We start from the raw sequence: 17,764 nt of genomic DNA, 5'->3' as shown, positions 1-17,764 counted from the left end.
CATTATAGCAACATCGTCTGCAAAATTACACAAAAAAACAAACCCTTTTATGAAAGGGTTTGTTCATTGTCTACATATTCAGCTATTTTTTGAACAACACCAGGTTCAAGTTGCTCTAGTACAGAAGCTGCTTGTTCTAAAGCTGCATCGTATTGATATTCACGGAATAATTTCTCCGCATAATTTAAGCTTTCTGCAAGGCTTTCATCATGACTGCGGTAACGGTTACCGTATTGAATTAATTTTTCAACTAAATACGCTTGTCCAATTAACTCTTCTGTCATTTCAGCTACACCGTTCACAGTTGTGTATGCTTCTTCTAAACTGCTATTTACAGCGTTCATATTTAACGGCTTCACTTCTAATTGTTCATATACAGCTTGCATTGCCATTTGCCCTCTTTTTAAATCTTCCATAATACTCTCTGGGAGACCTGGCAAATTCGACTTTTGCATAAAGCGTTTCGTTTCGAAAATAGTATTTCGCATTTCTTGTAACTTCTCACGCGCTTCAAATTCTTCTTTACGCATCGTTTGCAGCATTTCTTTATATTCTGCATGAAGTACTTTTAACGTTTCACATTGCTCATAAACCTCTTCTAGTTCCTCACGAATAATAGAGAAGGCAATATCTTGTTCAGCAACGCGTAATTGTAGCATTTCAAAACGTTTCGTTAAAATGTGCATTTGCTTTTCAATTACTTTTTGAGATTCAATATCCTTATCTTGCAATTGATAGCTTTGTTTCACAAGTTGTGTTTCTGTTTTCGTTTCAATCGTTTCGATACGTATTTCTTCTAAGTCTTCATAAACAGAAAGTGTTTTTTGCTCCACATAATGTCTCGCATGCACCTCTTGCTCAAGTTGATCATAGAAACCATCTAAACGAGTTTTTAAGTCTTCCACTTTTTCAGCCGCTTCTGTTATATGAAGCTCCTGTATATCCATTAAACATGTGTTTAGTTGTGTCGTCATATCACGAACTTCTTTAGGGACTTCCAAATACTCTAATACATAACCTTGTCTTACCATATCATTATGACCCTGTAATAAATCTTCCAGTTGAACTGGTAGCGTCGCTTGACACTCTACTAATAAATCTGGAATTTGGTGAATAATGATTTCTAAACCAGCTAAACCTTCTTCTAAACTAATAACAATTTCTCTCGCTTTTAAGTAGTCACCATTATCTGTTGCTTCTTCAAAGCTTTTAAATTTATTAGATTCAGCGTCTAGCATCTCTTCGATTTTCTGCTCTGCTGCTCCATACATATGTCTATGAGCAAGAACACTCTTTTTCATACTACGATATGTATCACGTAACCCTTCAATTTCCGAGCTATTTTTCTCATGGCTTTCTAACAATTGCTGTAATTCATTTAAAACACCTGTAATACGATTATCAGCGTCATCTAAACCACTTATGGATTCGTTCATCGCATGCTTTGCTTTTCGGAAGGAGAATTGCGAGGCGAATTTTCGCGCTTGCGCTAAATCTTTGTCAGCTTTCGGAAGGGTTGTTGATACAATTTCATCCCATTCTTCACGCCATTTACCAAACAGTTCTTCTGTTTGACCCGTCATGTTTAAATCTTTTACCCGTTTTAGTTCATCTGCCACAGGTTTATCTTTTATCTCTTGTTTCCACTGCTCCAGTGCTTCAATATCTTTATATGAACGATTTCTTATCACAAGCTCTATCATGAGCAGCACTAGAATAGAGCTTACTACAATGATAACGATCGTCAGGATAGAATCCATGCAAAAAAGCCTCCTAGTTATATCTCTTTTTTTGTCCGTTCCGTTTATGAAATGGAAGGCATTATGTATAAAAAGGGAATTCCCCTATATTTAACAACTAACAATGTACTAATCATACCATGTAATGGCTTGTTTTTGACCTAGTTTTTTTTAAAATTTCATGTTTCTTTCAATGCGATTGTAATCTTTCTCAATATTCCGCCTACCTCACTACCTATCCTCAAATGATTGTAATAACAAACAATCTTTCGTATGAGATACGAAATAAATTTTCCGCATGAGTGGTGGTTCAACAGAAATTCCATGTACATTTCCCTGCCTTACAGACTGCTCTACTGCCCTTTCTGGAAGTAAAGTGATGCCAAGGCCAGCTTTTACCATTGCAAGCATCGGTTCTGCGTAAGATGTTTCCACAGCTATAGTTGGTTTTACACCTATCTCATGAAACATGTTCATAATCATTCTCCTTACATCGCATATTTCTGGATATACAATTAATTTTTCATTTTGCAGCTCTTCTATTTGAATGACTTTCTTCTCTTTATACGGATGATTATTTGAAATGACACAAACAATTTTCTCTTGTTGCACTTCTTTTATATACGTAGCACCTTCTACTACTGAATCGATGAACATCGCGTCAATCTCCCGCGCTTTAAATAAATCTCTTAATACTTCCGTATGTCCGATTTGCCACTCTACTTCGAACTCATCACCTAATACATCTTTACACTCTAATATGTAATGCTCTGCTAAACTCGGTAGTATACCAATTGAAAACTTTCGGTTCTCTTGATACCTCCTCATTTCTGTTTTCACTTCATTTATTTGTTCCAAAATCGGTAGCATTCTTTTTATAAATAACTCTCCTGCCTCCGTTAACTGCACTCCTTGCGCAGAACGCTTAAGTAAAGTAACCTCTAAATCCGCTTCTAACTTTTGAATTTGCTTACTAAGCGCTGGTTGAGATATATGTAAAATCTTACTTGCCTTTGATAAACTTCGCGTATGCTTCACTTCGATAAACGATCGTACTGCCTCCAAATCCATCGTACACACCTCTAACAAAAAGTTATAACCGTTATAAGAAATCGATATTTCCTCCTATAAACAATTACTCTTTATACTTATTTCATCAACTTACTATAACGAAATGCAAAGGGGAAAGATACTCTTGAACAAAAAACAAATGCTACTCGGATTCTTTCTATGCTTACTCGCCGTAACTGCCTGGGGATTTATGTTTCCTGTAATGGCAAATGCCCTGCAATTTATCGATCCGTTCTTCTTCACAACGATTCGCTATGGATCAGCAGCTATTATTTTTCTTATTTTGCTATTAATTACTGAAGGGAAGACTTCACTCCGCTTAGAAAAAAGAACACTTTCTCTGTTCTTTTACGGGACAGTCGGTTTCGCAGGATATGGTTTTCTCGTTTTCTACGGACAACAACTTGCCGGGCCTTCTGGAGCAATCCATGCAGCGATGATTCAGTCTCTCATGCCACTAATTGCCTTATCATTACAATGGATAACAAAAAACAAGCGCCCACAAAACTACACATTCCTTTGTATGTTCGTTGCATTACTCGGTGTTATGCTTGTCATTTCAAAAGGAAATATTCACTTATTATTTGGAGCTGCAAGCCACTTATCGACAAATATATTGATGCTATGCGGCGTTACTTGCTGGGTCATTTATACAAACGGGGGTGCTCGTTTTCAATCTTGGTCACCACTTCGATATACGACATTAACTTGTTTATTTGGCTCCATTTCACTCATAGTTATTGTTACTTTCTTAACGTATACAAATATAGTTACTATGCCGTCACTGCGTACAGTTGTGAGTGTTCGTTTTGAGCTCTTTTATATGTCGATTATCGCAGGAGTTATCGCTGTATTTTGCTGGAATATGGGCAATCGCTATATTTCATCTATTAACGGCATATTATTTATGAATTTAGTTCCTATCCTTGCCCTGATCGGTTCTATGTTTCGAGGTTATACAGTCGATAAAATTGAAATCGCTGGAGCTGCATTAACAATTATCGCGCTATTATGTAACAATTCATGGCAAAGAAAAGTAAACATAAAAATCCCCACCTCAGTTCGTTAGGTGGGGATTCTTCACATATGAACAGCTCTTGGCCATTCATGGTACATATTTGCTTTACATAACGCTTGTTCCATCCATTGCTCAATCTCTTTCGTATACATTTCTATGAAAAATGTCTCAGACGGGAAAGAATGCAGTACTTCTGATATATATTGTGGATATAAAAACGGCATATTTATCATACCTTTTAATTGCGTCATAAACATTGTAAATGATACTTTCTGAAATTCTTGTTTCATTTGTCCTTGTCTAATAATTTGCTCTATATAATATCTTTCTTTAGAAAAATAAACGGTCATCACTTCACGAATTAATGTCGTATCAAGCGAAAGCTCTCGGTAGAAGAAACGTGTTAGTTCTCTATTTTCAAATTGATATCGTAACATCCCACGCACCATTTGCACCATCACATCTTTAGCCGACAAATACTCTCTCTGTTCAAACGAAATTTCAATCACATGAATATACCCTTCTAAAAAATCAGTAATAAGCTGTTCTAATAAACCTTGCTTCCCAGCAAAATAATATGAAATATTCGCTACATTCACATCCGCTCGCTTTGCAATGTCTCGCACCGACGTTCCATCATAACCTTTCGTATTAAACAACGATATTGCCGCATCAATTACTTTTTGTTTCGTCTGCTTCATGCGCTCACTTCCTCTCAATGAACAGCTATAGTTTAAATTTCTTGACTTTTAAGACAAATTCCTTTAATTTTCTATCGACAAAGTCATGTGAAATACATCGTATTTTGCTAATATTTTACACATCTCGATAAAAAAGGAGCTGTTTCCATGTTTACTAAAGAAAGTTATGCAGGATCTCGCGTGCAGCAATATGAGACAGTAATTAAACAACTGGATGCGTTATTAACTGGCGAATCAAACGTAGTCGCAAACTTATCAAATGCGTCCGCATTATTAAACCAATTTTTAGATCGCGTTAATTGGGTTGGCTTTTACGTAACAGAAGGAAATCAGCTTGTCCTTGGACCGTTCCAAGGAATGCCTGCTTGCGTACGCATTCCATTTGGACGAGGCGTTTGCGGCGTAGCAGCTGAAACGAAAACAACGCAGCTTGTAGCGGACGTTCACCAATTCCCAGGTCACATCGCTTGCGATAGTGCTTCTAATTCAGAAATCGTTGTACCGATTGTGAAAGAAGGAGCTGTCATTGGTGTACTTGACATTGATAGTCCTGAAAAGAATCGTTTTGATGAAGTAGATCAGCGCTATTTAGAAAAGTTTGTGGAAACACTCCTAAAACATATGTAAAAAGAAAAGAGCGAGTTATCGATTTAGTACGTCCTGTACAAAACCGATAGCTCACTCTTTTTTTATTGATTAACAGTAGATATTTTCTTTAATGCTTGCTCTAAATCAGAAACGATATCCTCCCAAGATTCTAAACCAACCGATAAGCGTATTAAATTATCGAAAATGCCCATTTCTTTTCTTAGTTCAGCTGGAATCGCAGCGTGCGTCATCGTTGCTGGATGCTGAATTAACGTTTCTGTATCTCCTAAACTCACCGCAATTGTAATAAAGTGGAGGTCATTAATAAATGCTTGCGTCTCTTCTTTTCCGCCTTTTACTGAAAAAGAAATAACACCGCCCCCGCGCTTCATTTGACGAGATGCTAATTCCCCTTCTGGATACCAAACACCTTCTACCGCATCATGTTTTCTTAAGAACGATACAATTTTTTCTGCATTATCACAATGACGATCCATTCTTACCGCTAACGTCTTTAACCCGCGTAATAATAACCACGCATCAAACGGCGCCATAATGCCGCCGATATCTTTTCGCATCGGGCGAATCTTTTCAGCTAACGCTTTCGTTTTACAAATTGTTACACCCGCTACAACGTCACCATGGCCACCAATATATTTTGTCGCACTATGCACAACAGCATCACAGCCAAGCTCAAGCGGTCTTTGTAAATAAGGTGAACAAAACGTATTATCAACAATGACAAGTAAACCATTTTGCTTCGCAACCTGAATAACTTGTTTTAAATCGATTAATTTCATTGTTGGATTAATCGGTGTTTCAACGAAAATAAGCTTTGTATTTGGACGAATTTTATTTTCAATATCAACCTCTGTCTCCATCTCACAAAACGAATGCGTAATCATAAATTTTTCTTCTAACACTTCTAAAAAACCGTACGTACACCCATATAATCCATTTGAACAAATAATATGATCCCCAGCCTTTAAAAAACCGATTAAAGTTGCTGAAATAGCTGCCATACCAGATCCGAAGGCAAGTGCTTCTTCTCCTCCTTCTAACACCGCCATACGTTCTTCAAATAATTTCACAGTCGGATTTCCAAGCCTTGAGTAAATATAAGATGGATCCACTCCCGCAAAACTCGCCTCTCCTTGCTGCGCAGTCTCAAATGTAAACGTAGAGGTTTGAAATAAAGGTGGTGTTAAACTTCCTTTATGTTCCTCAGATGTATAACCGTGATGAATTAACGCTGTCTCCATATGCTTCTTTTTCATAAAAACATCCCCTTTATGTTTTTATTACCGCATATTCACCAGTAAAAAACTGATGAACGTTTTTACTACATTTTATGTAAGCGTTTTATTTGTGTTTCTATCTCTTCTTTTATATTGTTTTAAATTCCTTCTTATATTAATTTCCAAAATTTATATGCATAAAACAAAAACGTACTCGCTTGACGAAACTCTGGGTAAAAGATATAATAGCGTTTGTGTAAAATAAAAAGGCAGCCTTGTAATGTGAGTTTATCGTTTGTATTTTGTTCCTCTACGGAGGTGTATCTCGTAACTCCCTGCTGCTGGAGCGAAGGTACATGAAAACAAAATGCCCGTAAATATCGATTACGTCTGTTTTTATTTTACGTAAATAAAAACATTTTTAAAGGAGGAGTCAACTATGGCTCGTTATACAGGTCCAGCTTGGAAACTGTCTCGTCGTCTTGGAATCTCTCTAAGCGGCACAGGAAAAGAATTAGAAAAACGCCCTTACGCACCAGGTCCTCACGGTCCTAACCAACGTAAGAAACTTTCAGAATACGGTTTACAATTACAAGAGAAACAAAAACTTCGTCACATGTACGGCATGACTGAGCGTCAATTCCGTCGCACATTTGACCAAGCAGGTAAAATGCCTGGTAAGCACGGCGAAAACTTCATGATCCTTCTTGAAGCTCGTCTTGACAACTTAGTTTACCGTATGGGCTTAGCTCGCACTCGTCGTGCAGCTCGCCAATTAGTAAACCACGGTCACATCATGGTTGATGGCGCTCGCGTAGATATCCCATCTTACCGTGTAAAACCTGGTCAAACTATCAGCGTTCGCGAAAAATCTAACAGCCTTGTTGTTGTTAAAGAAGCGATCGAAGTTAACAACTTCGTACCAGAATACTTAACTTTCGATGCTGACAAATTAGAAGCTACTTACACTCGTCACGCTGAGCGTGCTGAGTTACCAGCTGAAATCAACGAAGCATTAATCGTAGAGTTCTACTCTCGTTAATGACAAAAAGCCAATCCTGTGGATTGGCTTTTTTCAATTCCCCCATTATTTTTATATCCTACATAACATAAAAATCCCAATACCCTATACTCCCATCTAAAACAAAAAGAATAACCTCCCTGTTTCCATAAAGAACTCTGTTATATTATGAATTTTCACGGAATAACAATAATATTAAAGATTTTTAAACTTTATAACGAGGAGACATTGATATGGAATTCAGAAATGACATAAACAAAATAGCTAACCAAATTTTAGAACGAACAGAGTACATAACTAATGAAGAAATGACCAAGCAATCATTAATTATTCCTTTTCTTCAAAAACTAGGTTATGACGTTTTTAATCCTTTAGAAGTTAGACCTGAGTATGTTGCAGACTTCGGAACTAAGAAGGGAGAAAAAGTCGATTATGCGGTTTTTAAAAATAGGGTTCCAATTATTTTAATCGAGGCAAAATCTGTAACAGAAAATCTCCTTAAACACGATGCGCAACTATCTAGATATTTCAATGCCTTACCTGATGTCAAAGTAGGGGTACTAACTAATGGTGTAGAATACAAGTTTTATACTGATTTAACAAATGACAATGTGATGGATGAAAAACCTTTCTTCACATTCAGCATGGATAATTTAACTAATTTAGATATTGAAACGATTGAAACTTTTACAAAAGAAAATTTTGAAGCTGAAGAAATCGTAAAATATGCTGAAGAGCTTATTTATATGACCAATTTAAACTCTACAATTAAAGAACTATTTAAAAATCCTTCAGATGACTTCCTTCGTTTTCTAATTAGAGACTTTAGCTCAACTAGAATTACAAATAACGTTTTAGAGCGATTCCGACCAATCGTTAAAAAAGCAATTAATCGAACACTATTAGAAATAATCAGTGATGGTTTAACACCAAAAGAAACAAAAACATCGGAGAAAATAGAAACAAGCCTAGTTGCAGCTGCTTCTACTGAAATAATTGAAGACATTAACAAAGAAGACAAAACAGATAGAGTTTTCACTACAGAAAATGAACTAACCGCATTTAACATTGTTAAAGAGATTTTAACTGAGCATCAAAGAGATATCAGTAACCTCAAATATAAAGATACCATTAGTTATTTTTGTATCATGAATCGTGTAATCACAAAATGGTTTATACGTCTCTTCCTTGATGGCGATGCAAAATCCTTAGTTGTAAGACTCGATTTAGAAGCTACTAAACAGCTATGCCCTAATTTTGTGGTTGAACAAGCCCCAAAATCACAGGGAGTGAGTAGAATTTTTATTGATAACGTTAATGACTTAAAAGATCTGGAAGCACTTATTACTTCGTGCTATGATCAAATTTTAGCTAATGTTTAAAAGAGAAAAATGGACGCTCTTTTTCCAACGACCTGACAAAAAGCCAATCCAATGGATTGGCTTTTGAAGTTTATATATAAAATAAAGTTATTTATTTTCCTCTTTTTGAACATATACATAAGCATCTTTCTGCTCTTTATGTATATCAACCTTCGAATTCTCTGCAAGCTGACCCGCATTTAGCAAAGAAAAAATAATGAGCGCTTCTAGTGACATTTTGTTTTACCACTCCTTTCTAGTTGTTATACATTTATCATACCGCTTACATGTGATTTCCGTATGAACTCGAAAAGGAGATTAAAACAAAAAAGCTTTGAGGAATTTCCCCAAAGCTTTTTATTTATTAGTAACGAATTAAGAAATATTTCTTCTTACCGCGGCGAATGATTGTAAATTTACCTTCGATGCGGTCGTTTTCTGTTACAACGTAGTCTAACGCTTGTGTACGCTCACCGTTTACGTAGATTGCGCCGTTCGTTACATCTTCACGTGCTTGACGTTTTGATGGAGAGATTTTGCTTTCTACAAGTAAGTCGATTAATACTGTATCTTCTGCAGTACGTTCTACAGATGGTACGTCTTTGAATCCTTGTTCAATTTCGCTTGCAGTTAGTTCTGCTACAGAACCGCTGAATAGTGCAGCTGAAATTTTGATTGCTTGCTCTAATGCTTCTTCGCCGTGAACAAGTTTTGTCATTTCAGAACCTAATGCTTTTTGTGCTGCACGTTTTTCTGGCGCTTCAGCTACTTGCTTTTCAAGCTCAAGAATTTCTTCATGAGATAAGAATGTGAAGTATTTTAAGTATTTAACAACATCGCGGTCATCTGTGTTAATCCAGAATTGGTAGAACTCGTAAGGAGTTGTTTTCTCTGGGTCTAACCAAATTGCGCCACCTTCTGTTTTACCAAACTTCGTACCGTCAGATTTAGTAACAAGTGGAATTGTTAAACCGAATGCTTTCGCATCTTCCTCTGATTTACGGATTAATTCAAGACCAGCTGTAATGTTACCCCATTGGTCACTACCACCGATTTGCAAGCGGCAATTATGGTTTTGGTATAAGTTTAAGAAGTCGTATGATTGTAAAATCATGTAACTGAACTCAGTGAATGAAATACCAGTTTCTAAACGAGATGCTACTGTATCTTTTGCTAACATATAGTTTAAACCGAAGTTTTTACCGATATCGCGTAAGAATGAAATTACATCTAAGTTACCAAGCCAGTCATAGTTGTTAGCCATTGTTGCTGGGTTGTCCACGTTTTCGAACTCTAAGAAGTTTGAAAGTTGGTTTTTAATGCTTTCTGTGTAGTAAGCAACTGTATCTTTCGTATTTAATGTACGCTCTGCTTTTTTACCACTTGGGTCACCGATCATACCAGTACCACCACCAACAAGTGCGATTGGTTGGTGACCAGCTAATTGGAAACGACGTAACATTAATACTGGTAACATATGACCGATGTGTAAGCTATCTGCTGTCGGATCGAAACCACAGTATAATTTAACGCTTTCTTTTTCTAATAATTGCTCAAGGCCCTCAGCATCTGTTTGCTGATTAATTAGACCGCGAAATTCAAGATCTTGTAAAATACCCATATCCTACATACTCTCCTTTAAGTTCATTACTGGCGTGAAGGTTGAAAACATAAAAAAATCGCCCCTTCAAATAAGGGACGATTTTGATTATCGCGTTACCACCCTAGTTGCAGGCCAAAAAGCCTACCACCTTATTTACATAACGGCTTAGCACCGTCTTTTCCCTTTTGAATACAATTCAATCGAAAAAAGATGCTCTAGGGGCGTAATTCGCGATCATCTATGTGCTGATTTCCACCGACCATCAGCTCTCTAAAACAGGGAAATGATCACTACTTCTCCCTTTCCACGCTCAATTATTCATATACTTTTCTTTATACCATCATTTATATAGGCGTGTCAAATAGAGGTGGAATTTCTCTTCTTTCCAATCCTTTACAACGTCACAAAGAGTATCGTAATAAGAGAAAGAATTGGAACCCCAACTAACAACGATACATGAAACACAACCGATAAATCATTCCCAATGGTCGCCTCCACAGGATCTTTCGCCGGGGAACCAAGAAACCCGATTAATCGATCGAATCGACTTACCGTTTTTGGAAAGTCTGGTATTTCTACATGATCACTATCTAAATGTTGCTTTAACTTATATTCACTCTTAAAGGGATTTTCGCTCAATTTCATCCACCTCCAGCAATTGTTTCAATTTCTTTATTCCATTATGAAGTCTCGATTTCACTGTTCCAATCGGAATGTTTAATATTTCTGCAATTTCCTTTTGCTGCATATCATGATAATAAGAAAGGATTAGGACCGCTCTTTGCTCTTCTGGAACTTTCAAAATTGCTTCTCTTACTGTGAGCCGATCTTCGTGAGAAAATTCTTTTTCCGGAATCGGCACTAAAAATGGCAAAAGCGTACGCCACCTTTTTCTCCTATTTAATTTATTAATCATAAGACGATAACCAATTTGAAATAAATACGTTTTTATTTTACCTTTTTCACTTTCATACATATGTTTCTTACGCTCTAGCGTCAAAAACGTATCTTGCACAAGATCGATACTTAATTGTTCATCTCGGTTAAATCGATATAAAAATGTGTATAGCGCTGGTTTGATTAAAATATATAGTCTTTCTCCCGCTTGTTTATCTCCACTTTGATACGCAAGCATGAGCTCCTCCTCAATCCCAATCTGCGCCATGATTTTTGATCTCCTTTATTCCTTTTAACGTTAATGAAATACGGGAAATTAAATATGCAATCGCAATAAAAATCCACAATTGTGATTGATTTGTAAAAAATTGCACATATGGGTTTTGAATCGTAAATCCCATTGCAACTAAAATATTTAACGCTTGCACACATATGCATGCATACAACGCAAGGCAGACAGAAATAGTATCAAATACATTCCAGCGAAAATACACTTTTGTTTTTGTAAAATCAATTTTATATCCATTTTTCCGTACTATATGTTTTCTATCAAATGGAATAATTATTGAAAACAGAACACCCATTATAACTCCAGCTGTAAGCATTGATACTCTATATCCAATTGGTATCGGTAAGAAAAGACCACAAGAAAATACAACTATAATTCCAATTAAAGCAAAAGCAAGAAGTAATTTATTAGACATAAAAAAGCCTCCCTCATCTATTCTTTCATAAATGTATACAGACGAGGAAGACGCTTCGTTCAAATATTATTTTATTTTTTTTATAATCTTTGCAGGATTTCCGCCAACTACTACATTATTAGGCACATCTTTCGTTACAACGGCGCCAGATGCGATAACCGCATTGTCTCCAATTGTGACACCTGGATTAATAATCGCTCTCCCGCCAATCCATACGTTATCGCCAATTGTAACTGGTTTTCCGTATTCTAATCCGCTTATACGCTCAATTGGATTGAGTGGGTGCGTTGCTGTATAAATGTGAACACCTGGAGCTAACATACAATTCACTCCGATCGTCACCGGGCATACGTCTAAAATTGTACAGTCAAAGTTCGCGTAAAAATTTTCGCCAACGTGAATGTTATAACCGTAATCACATCTAAAAGAAGATTCAAGATGAATGTTATCTCCAGTCGTTCCAAATAATTCTTTTACGATTTCGCTACGCTCTTTTAATTGCTCTTCTGGCGTATCATTTAATTTTCTCGTTAATATACGTGCTTGCTCTCTTTCTTGTACTAAAACTGGATCAGCCGGTATGTACATTTCTCCTAGTATCATCTTTTCTTTTTCTGTTTTCATTTTACTATTCCCTTCAAACATGTACACATAAATTTTTTATTATTATAGCACAAAAGATTATATTTCAAGAAGATTAATTAAAACTCACTTTTAATATATTTTATTAAATCCTTCTTCTATAAAATATATTACCGTTTCCAAAGGAAATTTATAAAACAAAACACCTTTCAGCACTATATAATAACTTTTTAAATTAATTTTACCATCGACATATTCGCAACTTCATAACCAAGCTTTTCATATACTCCACGTGCAGGTTTGTTATGCCCAAAAACATGAAGGCTAATTTTCCTCATACCCAATTCTTTAGCAATCATTTCAATTTTCTCCATTGCCTTCGTACCATATCCCAATCCTTGATACTGATCAAAGATAATAAAATCATAAAGATAGCCTTCATCAATATTTGTAGGTGATTGTCGTCCAATCCAAATCATTCCAACTATATGTTGGTCATGAAAGATAGAAAACAAATACTGGCTCTCAGTTTTTTCACCTTTTGGTAGCATTTGATTAAATTCCATTCTAAACTGGTTAATTGCCTCATCCTCACTCCAATTTCTAGAAGTAATTTTGTCTTTTGTATAGTCATCAAGTGCACGAATACGATACTGTTGAAACTCCTCTTGGTTCATAGGCTTTAATGTGATCATTTAATTTCCTCCTAATCATATCAAAAATTCTAGTTTTTTATTTCCTTTTAAACGATCGCATCCCCGCAAGCTAAATAGTAAGCAAATATATTAATCATAATTAATATACGCTTACCTTCTATTTTTTAGATTGTAGTAATGATAACGTCCAGACCTTTCTTAATCTTCCATCGTTGATAAGTCACCTGTTGGTAAATTCAGCTCCCACGCTTTTAATACACGACGCATAATTTTACCACTTCTCGTTTTCGGTAATTTATCTCTAAATTCAATTTGTCTCGGCGCCGCATGAGCTGCTAGACCTTTCTTTACAAATTGACGAATTTCTTCTTTTAATTCATCAGATGGTTCGTATCCTGCTCGAAGTGCGATAAATGCTTTAATAATTTCGCCACGCACTGGATCAGGAATACCAATTACACCTGCTTCTGCAACAGCAGCATGCTCGATTAATTTACTTTCTACTTCAAACGGACCAACGCGCTCACCTGACGTCATAATTACATCGTCAATACGTCCTTGGAACCAGAAGTATCCATCTTCATCCATATAGGCAGAGTCACCTGATACGTACCAATCTCCCGGCATGAAATAAGATTCATACTTTTGCTGATTATTCCAGATTGCACGCATCATAGATGGCCAACCTTTCGCAATTGCTAAGTTACCCATTGTGTATGGAGGCACTTCATTTCCTTCATTATCAACAATCGCTGCTTTCACACCTGGAATTGGTTTACCCATTGAGCCTGGACGAATTTCCATACAAGGATAGTTACAAATAACTTGTCCACCTGTTTCTGTCATCCACCACGTATCATGAATACGAAGTCCAAATGCATTCATACCCCATCGAATTACTTCTGGATTTAATGGCTCACCAACGCTTAATACGTGACGAACTTGTGATAAGTCATATTTTTTAATTGCGTCTTGTCCAGCTCCCATTAACATACGGAACGCTGTCGGTGCACTGTACCAAACTGTTACACCATAATCTTGCAGTGCCTCATACCAAGCTTCTGGACTAAATCGTCCACCTAAAATAACATTTGACGCTCCGACTAACCACGGTGCGAAAATACCGTAAGCAGTTCCAGTAACCCAGCCCGGGTCAGCTGTGCACCAATATACGTCATCTTCTTTTAAATCTAATACCCATTTCGCCGTTTGATAGTGCTGAACCATTGCATTTTGCGCATGAAGCACACCCTTTGGCTTACCAGTAGAACCAGACGTATAGTGAAGAATTAAACCGTCTTCACGGCCTAACCATTCGATATGTAATTCTTTTGAAGCTTGTTCAAATAAAGGATTGAACGCTACTGTTTTACCGCCTTCTTCTACATTATCTCCCACAAGGAAAACTGTTTTTAAAGCAGGTAAATCATTTAATGGTACACGCTCTAATAACTCAGGCGTTGTAATTAACACCTTTGCTTCGCTATCTTCTAAACGATCGCGAACCGCACCTTCCATAAATGCTTCAAATAACGGTCCAACAATTGCCCCTAATTTCACTGCACCTAAAAGTGCGAAATATAATTCTGGAGAACGTGGCATAAAAATAAAAACGCGATCGCCTTTTTCTACATCGCCATAATTTTTCAGGACATTTCCTGCTTTATTAGAAAAATCCTTCATTTCCTTAAATGTATATTTCTCTTTTCGCGATCCATCTTGATAATAAAGAGCTACTTTATTCTTTCGATCGGATTTCGCATGCTTATCAATTGCCTCATACGCCATATTCACTCGGCCTGTTTCATTCCAAGTAAAGTTTTTATTAACCTCTTCCCAGTTAAAATTCGCGTATGCCTCATCATAATTCGGCAAATTATTTTCTCCTTTAATGACAGGAAGCGTTTCTACTTTCATACTTTACATCCCCCTCCTATGTATTCTATTATCTATTATAATGATATTTTTAAAATTTTCAGTATATTTGTTGATTTTTAGACAAATTTTTAATGACAAATTTCGATTCACATCGCATATATTATAAAGTACGATATTAATAGATTCACAAACCCTCAAGGTGGTGAGCAATACATTGATTCATAAAAAAATATACAATGCTAGAAACTTAAAAACAGCGAAAGGCACTTTAATTATTGAAGGTCCTGTCTCTACACATAATCTTGAAATGTATGAATTCCATCCAGACTTAATTGCGTTTCGTCCTGCCGAGCAACAATATAAAGCAATTGTCGAAATTTCTAAATTACCAGAAGCTCGTCTCATTATTGCTAGACATGACCAAACAATTGTTGGATATGTTACATACTTGTATCCTGATCCACTTGAACGATGGTCAGAAGGAAAAATGGAAAACTTAATTGAGCTTGGGGCAATTGAAGTAGTCCCAGCCTTCCGCGGGAGTTCTGTCGGAAAGAACTTACTAGAGGTTTCTATGATGGACGATTATATGGAAGATTACATTATATTGACGACTGAATATTATTGGCACTGGGATTTGAAACAAACAGGATTGAATGTGTGGGAATACCGAAAAGTAATGGAAAAGATGATGAATGCCGGCGGGTTACAATGGATGGCTACAGACGATCCTGAAATTTGTTCACATCCCGCCAACTGTTTAATGGTCCGCATCGGTAAACGCGTTGATACGGATTCTATTCAAGCTTTTGATCGTCTACGTTTTCACAATCGTTTTATGTATTAATAAAGGGGGCAACTGGAATGATTGTAGAAGAAATTATGAATCAAAATGTAGTTACACTACATCCAAACGATACAATCGAAACAGCAATCCGAACGATTCGCACGAAAGGCATTCGGCACATTCCAATTGTCGATCAAAATAATCACGTCGTAGGCATTATTTCTGATCGGGATGTAAGAGATGCAAGTCCGTCTATTCTAGATGAACAAGTTTCACTCGATATGCTACAGCAACCGCTTGAACTTATTATGAAACATCCTGTTATGACTTGCCATCCTCTCGATTTCGTTGAGGAAATTGCTACTTTATTTTTTGAAAATAAAATTGGCTGTCTTCCTGTTACAAAGGCTGGAAAGTTAGTTGGAATCATTTCTGAATCTACAGTACTGCACACGTTAGTGAAATTAACAGGGGCACATCAACCAAGTTCACAAATTGAAATTCAAGTAAAAAACGAACCTGGTATTCTTGGAAAAGTCGTTGCTATTTTTAGTGACTTACAAATAAATATCGTGAGCGTTCTCGTCTACCCAGCAAAAGATGAGAATGATAAAGTACTCGTTTTCCGCATTCAAACGATGAATCCTCTAAAAGTGATTGATGCACTTGAAGCAGAAGGCTACCGCGTATTATGGCCGAACATCATGGGGATGCAATCATGAGTAGCGCGTTTATTTATTCGGATGACTTTCGGGGCTATTCATTTAGCCCTGATCATCCTTTTAACCAACTGCGCGTCACACTTACGTATGATTTATTACAAAAGGGCGGTTTCATCTCTCCTTCCCAAACCATCTCACCACGGATGGCTACAGATGAAGAAATTGCCTACGTTCATACAGAGGAGTACATAAATGCGGTAAAACGTGCTGGAGAAGGAAAGTTAGAAAAATCAATTGCGATGACATATGGACTTGGAACAGAAGATACACCGATGTTCCCAAATATGCACGAAGCAAGCGCATTGCTCGTTGGTGGTACATTAACAGCTGTCGATGCTGTTCTTTCCGGAAAAGTAAAACACGCGCTTAACTTAGGAGGCGGCTTACATCATGGCTTCCGTGGTAAAGCATCTGGCTTTTGTATTTATAACGACAGTTCTATCGCAATGAAATATATTCAAAAGAAATACGGTTTACGCGTCTTATATATTGATACAGACGCTCATCACGGTGATGGTGTTCAGTGGTCTTTTTACGACGATCCTAACGTATGCACTATTTCATTACATGAAACTGGGCGTTATTTATTCCCTGGAACTGGCGCTGTAAATGAACGTGGACAAGGCAATGGCTATAGTTATTCTTTCAACGTTCCACTCGATGCTTTTACAGAAGATGAATCGTTCTTAGAGTCATATCGAACTGTTGTAAAAGAAGTTGCAGCATACTTTAAACCGGATATTATTTTAACGCAAAATGGTGCTGACGCACATTACTACGACCCACTTACACACCTTTGTGCGACCATGAATATTTACCGCGAAATACCGAAGCTCGCTCGTGAAATTGCTAATGAATATTGCGACGGTCGCTGGATCGCTGTCGGCGGTGGCGGCTATGACCATTGGCGTGTCGTACCAAGAGCTTGGGCGCTCATTTGGCTCGAAATGAACAACATCCAAAACATCTCAGGTTATCTCCCTCCAGAATGGATTGAAGCTTGGAAAGGACAAGCAGAAACAGAACTTCCCCTCACATGGGAAGATCCAGACAACATGTATAAACCTATCCCCCGTAAACCAGAAATTGAAGAAAAAAATGCATTAACTGTAGCGAAATCCCTTGAAATTATTCGGAATAATATGACAAAATCTTTGTACTAAACGAAAAGGAGGCTCGTTTTTGAATAGCCTCCTTT

Annotated in this window: 19 protein-coding genes and 1 other annotated feature; of the genes, 7 read left to right on the top strand and 12 right to left on the bottom strand. The window is 37.0% G+C overall.

From position 1 onward, the window contains the following. Window positions 1–47 precede the first annotated feature (47 nt). Window positions 48–1,760 carry a septation ring formation regulator EzrA gene (gene ezrA, locus DN400_RS12185; protein ID WP_000377315.1) on the bottom strand — a complete coding sequence of 571 codons (1,713 nt, stop codon included), beginning with the start codon at window positions 1,758–1,760 and terminating at the stop codon, window positions 48–50. 210 nt (window positions 1,761–1,970) lie between these two features. Then, window positions 1,971–2,810, bottom strand: a complete 840-nt coding sequence (locus DN400_RS12180; RefSeq protein ID WP_147801691.1) for a LysR family transcriptional regulator — start codon at window positions 2,808–2,810, stop codon at window positions 1,971–1,973. 124 nt (window positions 2,811–2,934) lie between these two features. Here DN400_RS12180 and DN400_RS12175 point away from each other — a divergent pair, with 124 nt between their 5' ends. Continuing rightward, window positions 2,935–3,879, top strand: coding sequence for a DMT family transporter (locus DN400_RS12175; RefSeq protein ID WP_065229437.1), 945 nt, complete (start codon window positions 2,935–2,937; stop codon window positions 3,877–3,879). Between the two features lie 11 nt (window positions 3,880–3,890). Here the strand turns inward: DN400_RS12175 and refZ are convergent, their stop codons facing one another. Further along, the gene (refZ, locus tag DN400_RS12170) at window positions 3,891–4,529 is read right to left on the bottom strand and encodes a forespore capture DNA-binding protein RefZ (protein ID WP_000814914.1); all 639 of its coding nucleotides are present in this window, start codon (window positions 4,527–4,529) and stop codon (window positions 3,891–3,893) included. Between the two features lie 147 nt (window positions 4,530–4,676). Here refZ and DN400_RS12165 point away from each other — a divergent pair, with 147 nt between their 5' ends. Next, entirely contained in the window at window positions 4,677–5,156 is a 480-nt protein-coding gene (locus DN400_RS12165) for a GAF domain-containing protein (RefSeq protein ID WP_000494340.1), read from the top strand. A 62-nt stretch (window positions 5,157–5,218) separates the two neighbouring features. Here the strand turns inward: DN400_RS12165 and megL are convergent, their stop codons facing one another. Beyond that, window positions 5,219–6,394 carry a methionine gamma-lyase gene (gene megL / locus DN400_RS12160; RefSeq protein ID WP_098312726.1) on the bottom strand — a complete coding sequence of 392 codons (1,176 nt, stop codon included), beginning with the start codon at window positions 6,392–6,394 and terminating at the stop codon, window positions 5,219–5,221. 400 nt (window positions 6,395–6,794) lie between these two features. Between megL and rpsD the strand changes: the two genes are divergently transcribed. Then, window positions 6,795–7,397, top strand: coding sequence for a 30S ribosomal protein S4 (gene rpsD, locus DN400_RS12155; protein ID WP_000135315.1), 603 nt, complete (start codon window positions 6,795–6,797; stop codon window positions 7,395–7,397). A 212-nt stretch (window positions 7,398–7,609) separates the two neighbouring features. Next, a complete protein-coding gene (locus DN400_RS12150) occupies window positions 7,610–8,758 on the top strand; it encodes a type I restriction endonuclease (RefSeq protein WP_147801690.1) in 1,149 nt (382 codons plus the stop codon). A gap of 87 nt (window positions 8,759–8,845) precedes the next feature. On the opposite strand, the gene DN400_RS12145 is transcribed toward DN400_RS12150, so the two are convergent. The 8 genes from DN400_RS12145 to acsA form a co-directional block, all read right to left on the bottom strand. Then, window positions 8,846–8,974, bottom strand: coding sequence for a hypothetical protein (locus tag DN400_RS12145; protein ID WP_000050940.1), 129 nt, complete (start codon window positions 8,972–8,974; stop codon window positions 8,846–8,848). A gap of 127 nt (window positions 8,975–9,101) precedes the next feature. Next, a complete protein-coding gene (gene tyrS, locus DN400_RS12140; protein WP_098312728.1) occupies window positions 9,102–10,358 on the bottom strand; it encodes a tyrosine--tRNA ligase in 1,257 nt (418 codons plus the stop codon). 70 nt (window positions 10,359–10,428) lie between these two features. Further along, window positions 10,429–10,656: a binding site (T-box leader), on the bottom strand. 77 nt (window positions 10,657–10,733) lie between these two features. Beyond that, window positions 10,734–10,979, bottom strand: coding sequence for a hypothetical protein (locus tag DN400_RS12135; protein WP_001293784.1), 246 nt, complete (start codon window positions 10,977–10,979; stop codon window positions 10,734–10,736). Then, window positions 10,960–11,505 (bottom strand): RNA polymerase sigma factor, encoded by a 546-nt coding sequence (locus DN400_RS12130; protein WP_097821774.1) that lies wholly within the window; start codon window positions 11,503–11,505, stop codon window positions 10,960–10,962. Before DN400_RS12130 ends, DN400_RS12135 begins: the two co-directional genes overlap by 20 nt. Beyond that, window positions 11,486–11,941, bottom strand: coding sequence for a hypothetical protein (locus DN400_RS12125; protein WP_000066428.1), 456 nt, complete (start codon window positions 11,939–11,941; stop codon window positions 11,486–11,488). Before DN400_RS12125 ends, DN400_RS12130 begins: the two co-directional genes overlap by 20 nt. 66 nt (window positions 11,942–12,007) lie before the next feature. Next, window positions 12,008–12,565, bottom strand: coding sequence for a maltose acetyltransferase domain-containing protein (locus tag DN400_RS12120; protein WP_065229440.1), 558 nt, complete (start codon window positions 12,563–12,565; stop codon window positions 12,008–12,010). 188 nt (window positions 12,566–12,753) lie between these two features. Then, the gene (locus DN400_RS12115) at window positions 12,754–13,218 is read right to left on the bottom strand and encodes a GNAT family N-acetyltransferase (protein ID WP_065229441.1); all 465 of its coding nucleotides are present in this window, start codon (window positions 13,216–13,218) and stop codon (window positions 12,754–12,756) included. Window positions 13,219–13,377: 159 nt separating this feature from the next. Next, the gene (acsA, locus tag DN400_RS12110) at window positions 13,378–15,096 is read right to left on the bottom strand and encodes an acetate--CoA ligase (RefSeq protein WP_000862047.1); all 1,719 of its coding nucleotides are present in this window, start codon (window positions 15,094–15,096) and stop codon (window positions 13,378–13,380) included. Window positions 15,097–15,271: 175 nt separating this feature from the next. Between acsA and acuA the strand changes: the two genes are divergently transcribed. Genes acuA through acuC form a run of 3 tightly spaced genes read left to right on the top strand, consistent with a single transcriptional unit; the run spans window position 15,272 to window position 17,729 of the window. Further along, the gene (gene acuA, locus DN400_RS12105; RefSeq protein ID WP_000581388.1) at window positions 15,272–15,904 is read left to right on the top strand and encodes an acetoin utilization protein acetyltransferase AcuA; all 633 of its coding nucleotides are present in this window, start codon (window positions 15,272–15,274) and stop codon (window positions 15,902–15,904) included. Between the two features lie 17 nt (window positions 15,905–15,921). Further along, entirely contained in the window at window positions 15,922–16,566 is a 645-nt protein-coding gene (locus DN400_RS12100) for an acetoin utilization AcuB family protein (protein WP_016080058.1), read from the top strand. Beyond that, the gene (acuC, locus tag DN400_RS12095; RefSeq protein WP_080477972.1) at window positions 16,563–17,729 is read left to right on the top strand and encodes an acetoin utilization protein AcuC; all 1,167 of its coding nucleotides are present in this window, start codon (window positions 16,563–16,565) and stop codon (window positions 17,727–17,729) included. Before DN400_RS12100 ends, acuC begins: the two co-directional genes overlap by 4 nt. Window positions 17,730–17,764 lie beyond the last annotated feature (35 nt).

The sequence above is a fragment of the Bacillus sp. AR8-1 genome, assembly GCF_008042345.1.
Taxonomy (GTDB): domain Bacteria; phylum Bacillota; class Bacilli; order Bacillales; family Bacillaceae_G; genus Bacillus_A; species Bacillus_A cereus.
This window is presented reverse-complemented; position numbering and strand designations above follow the sequence as displayed.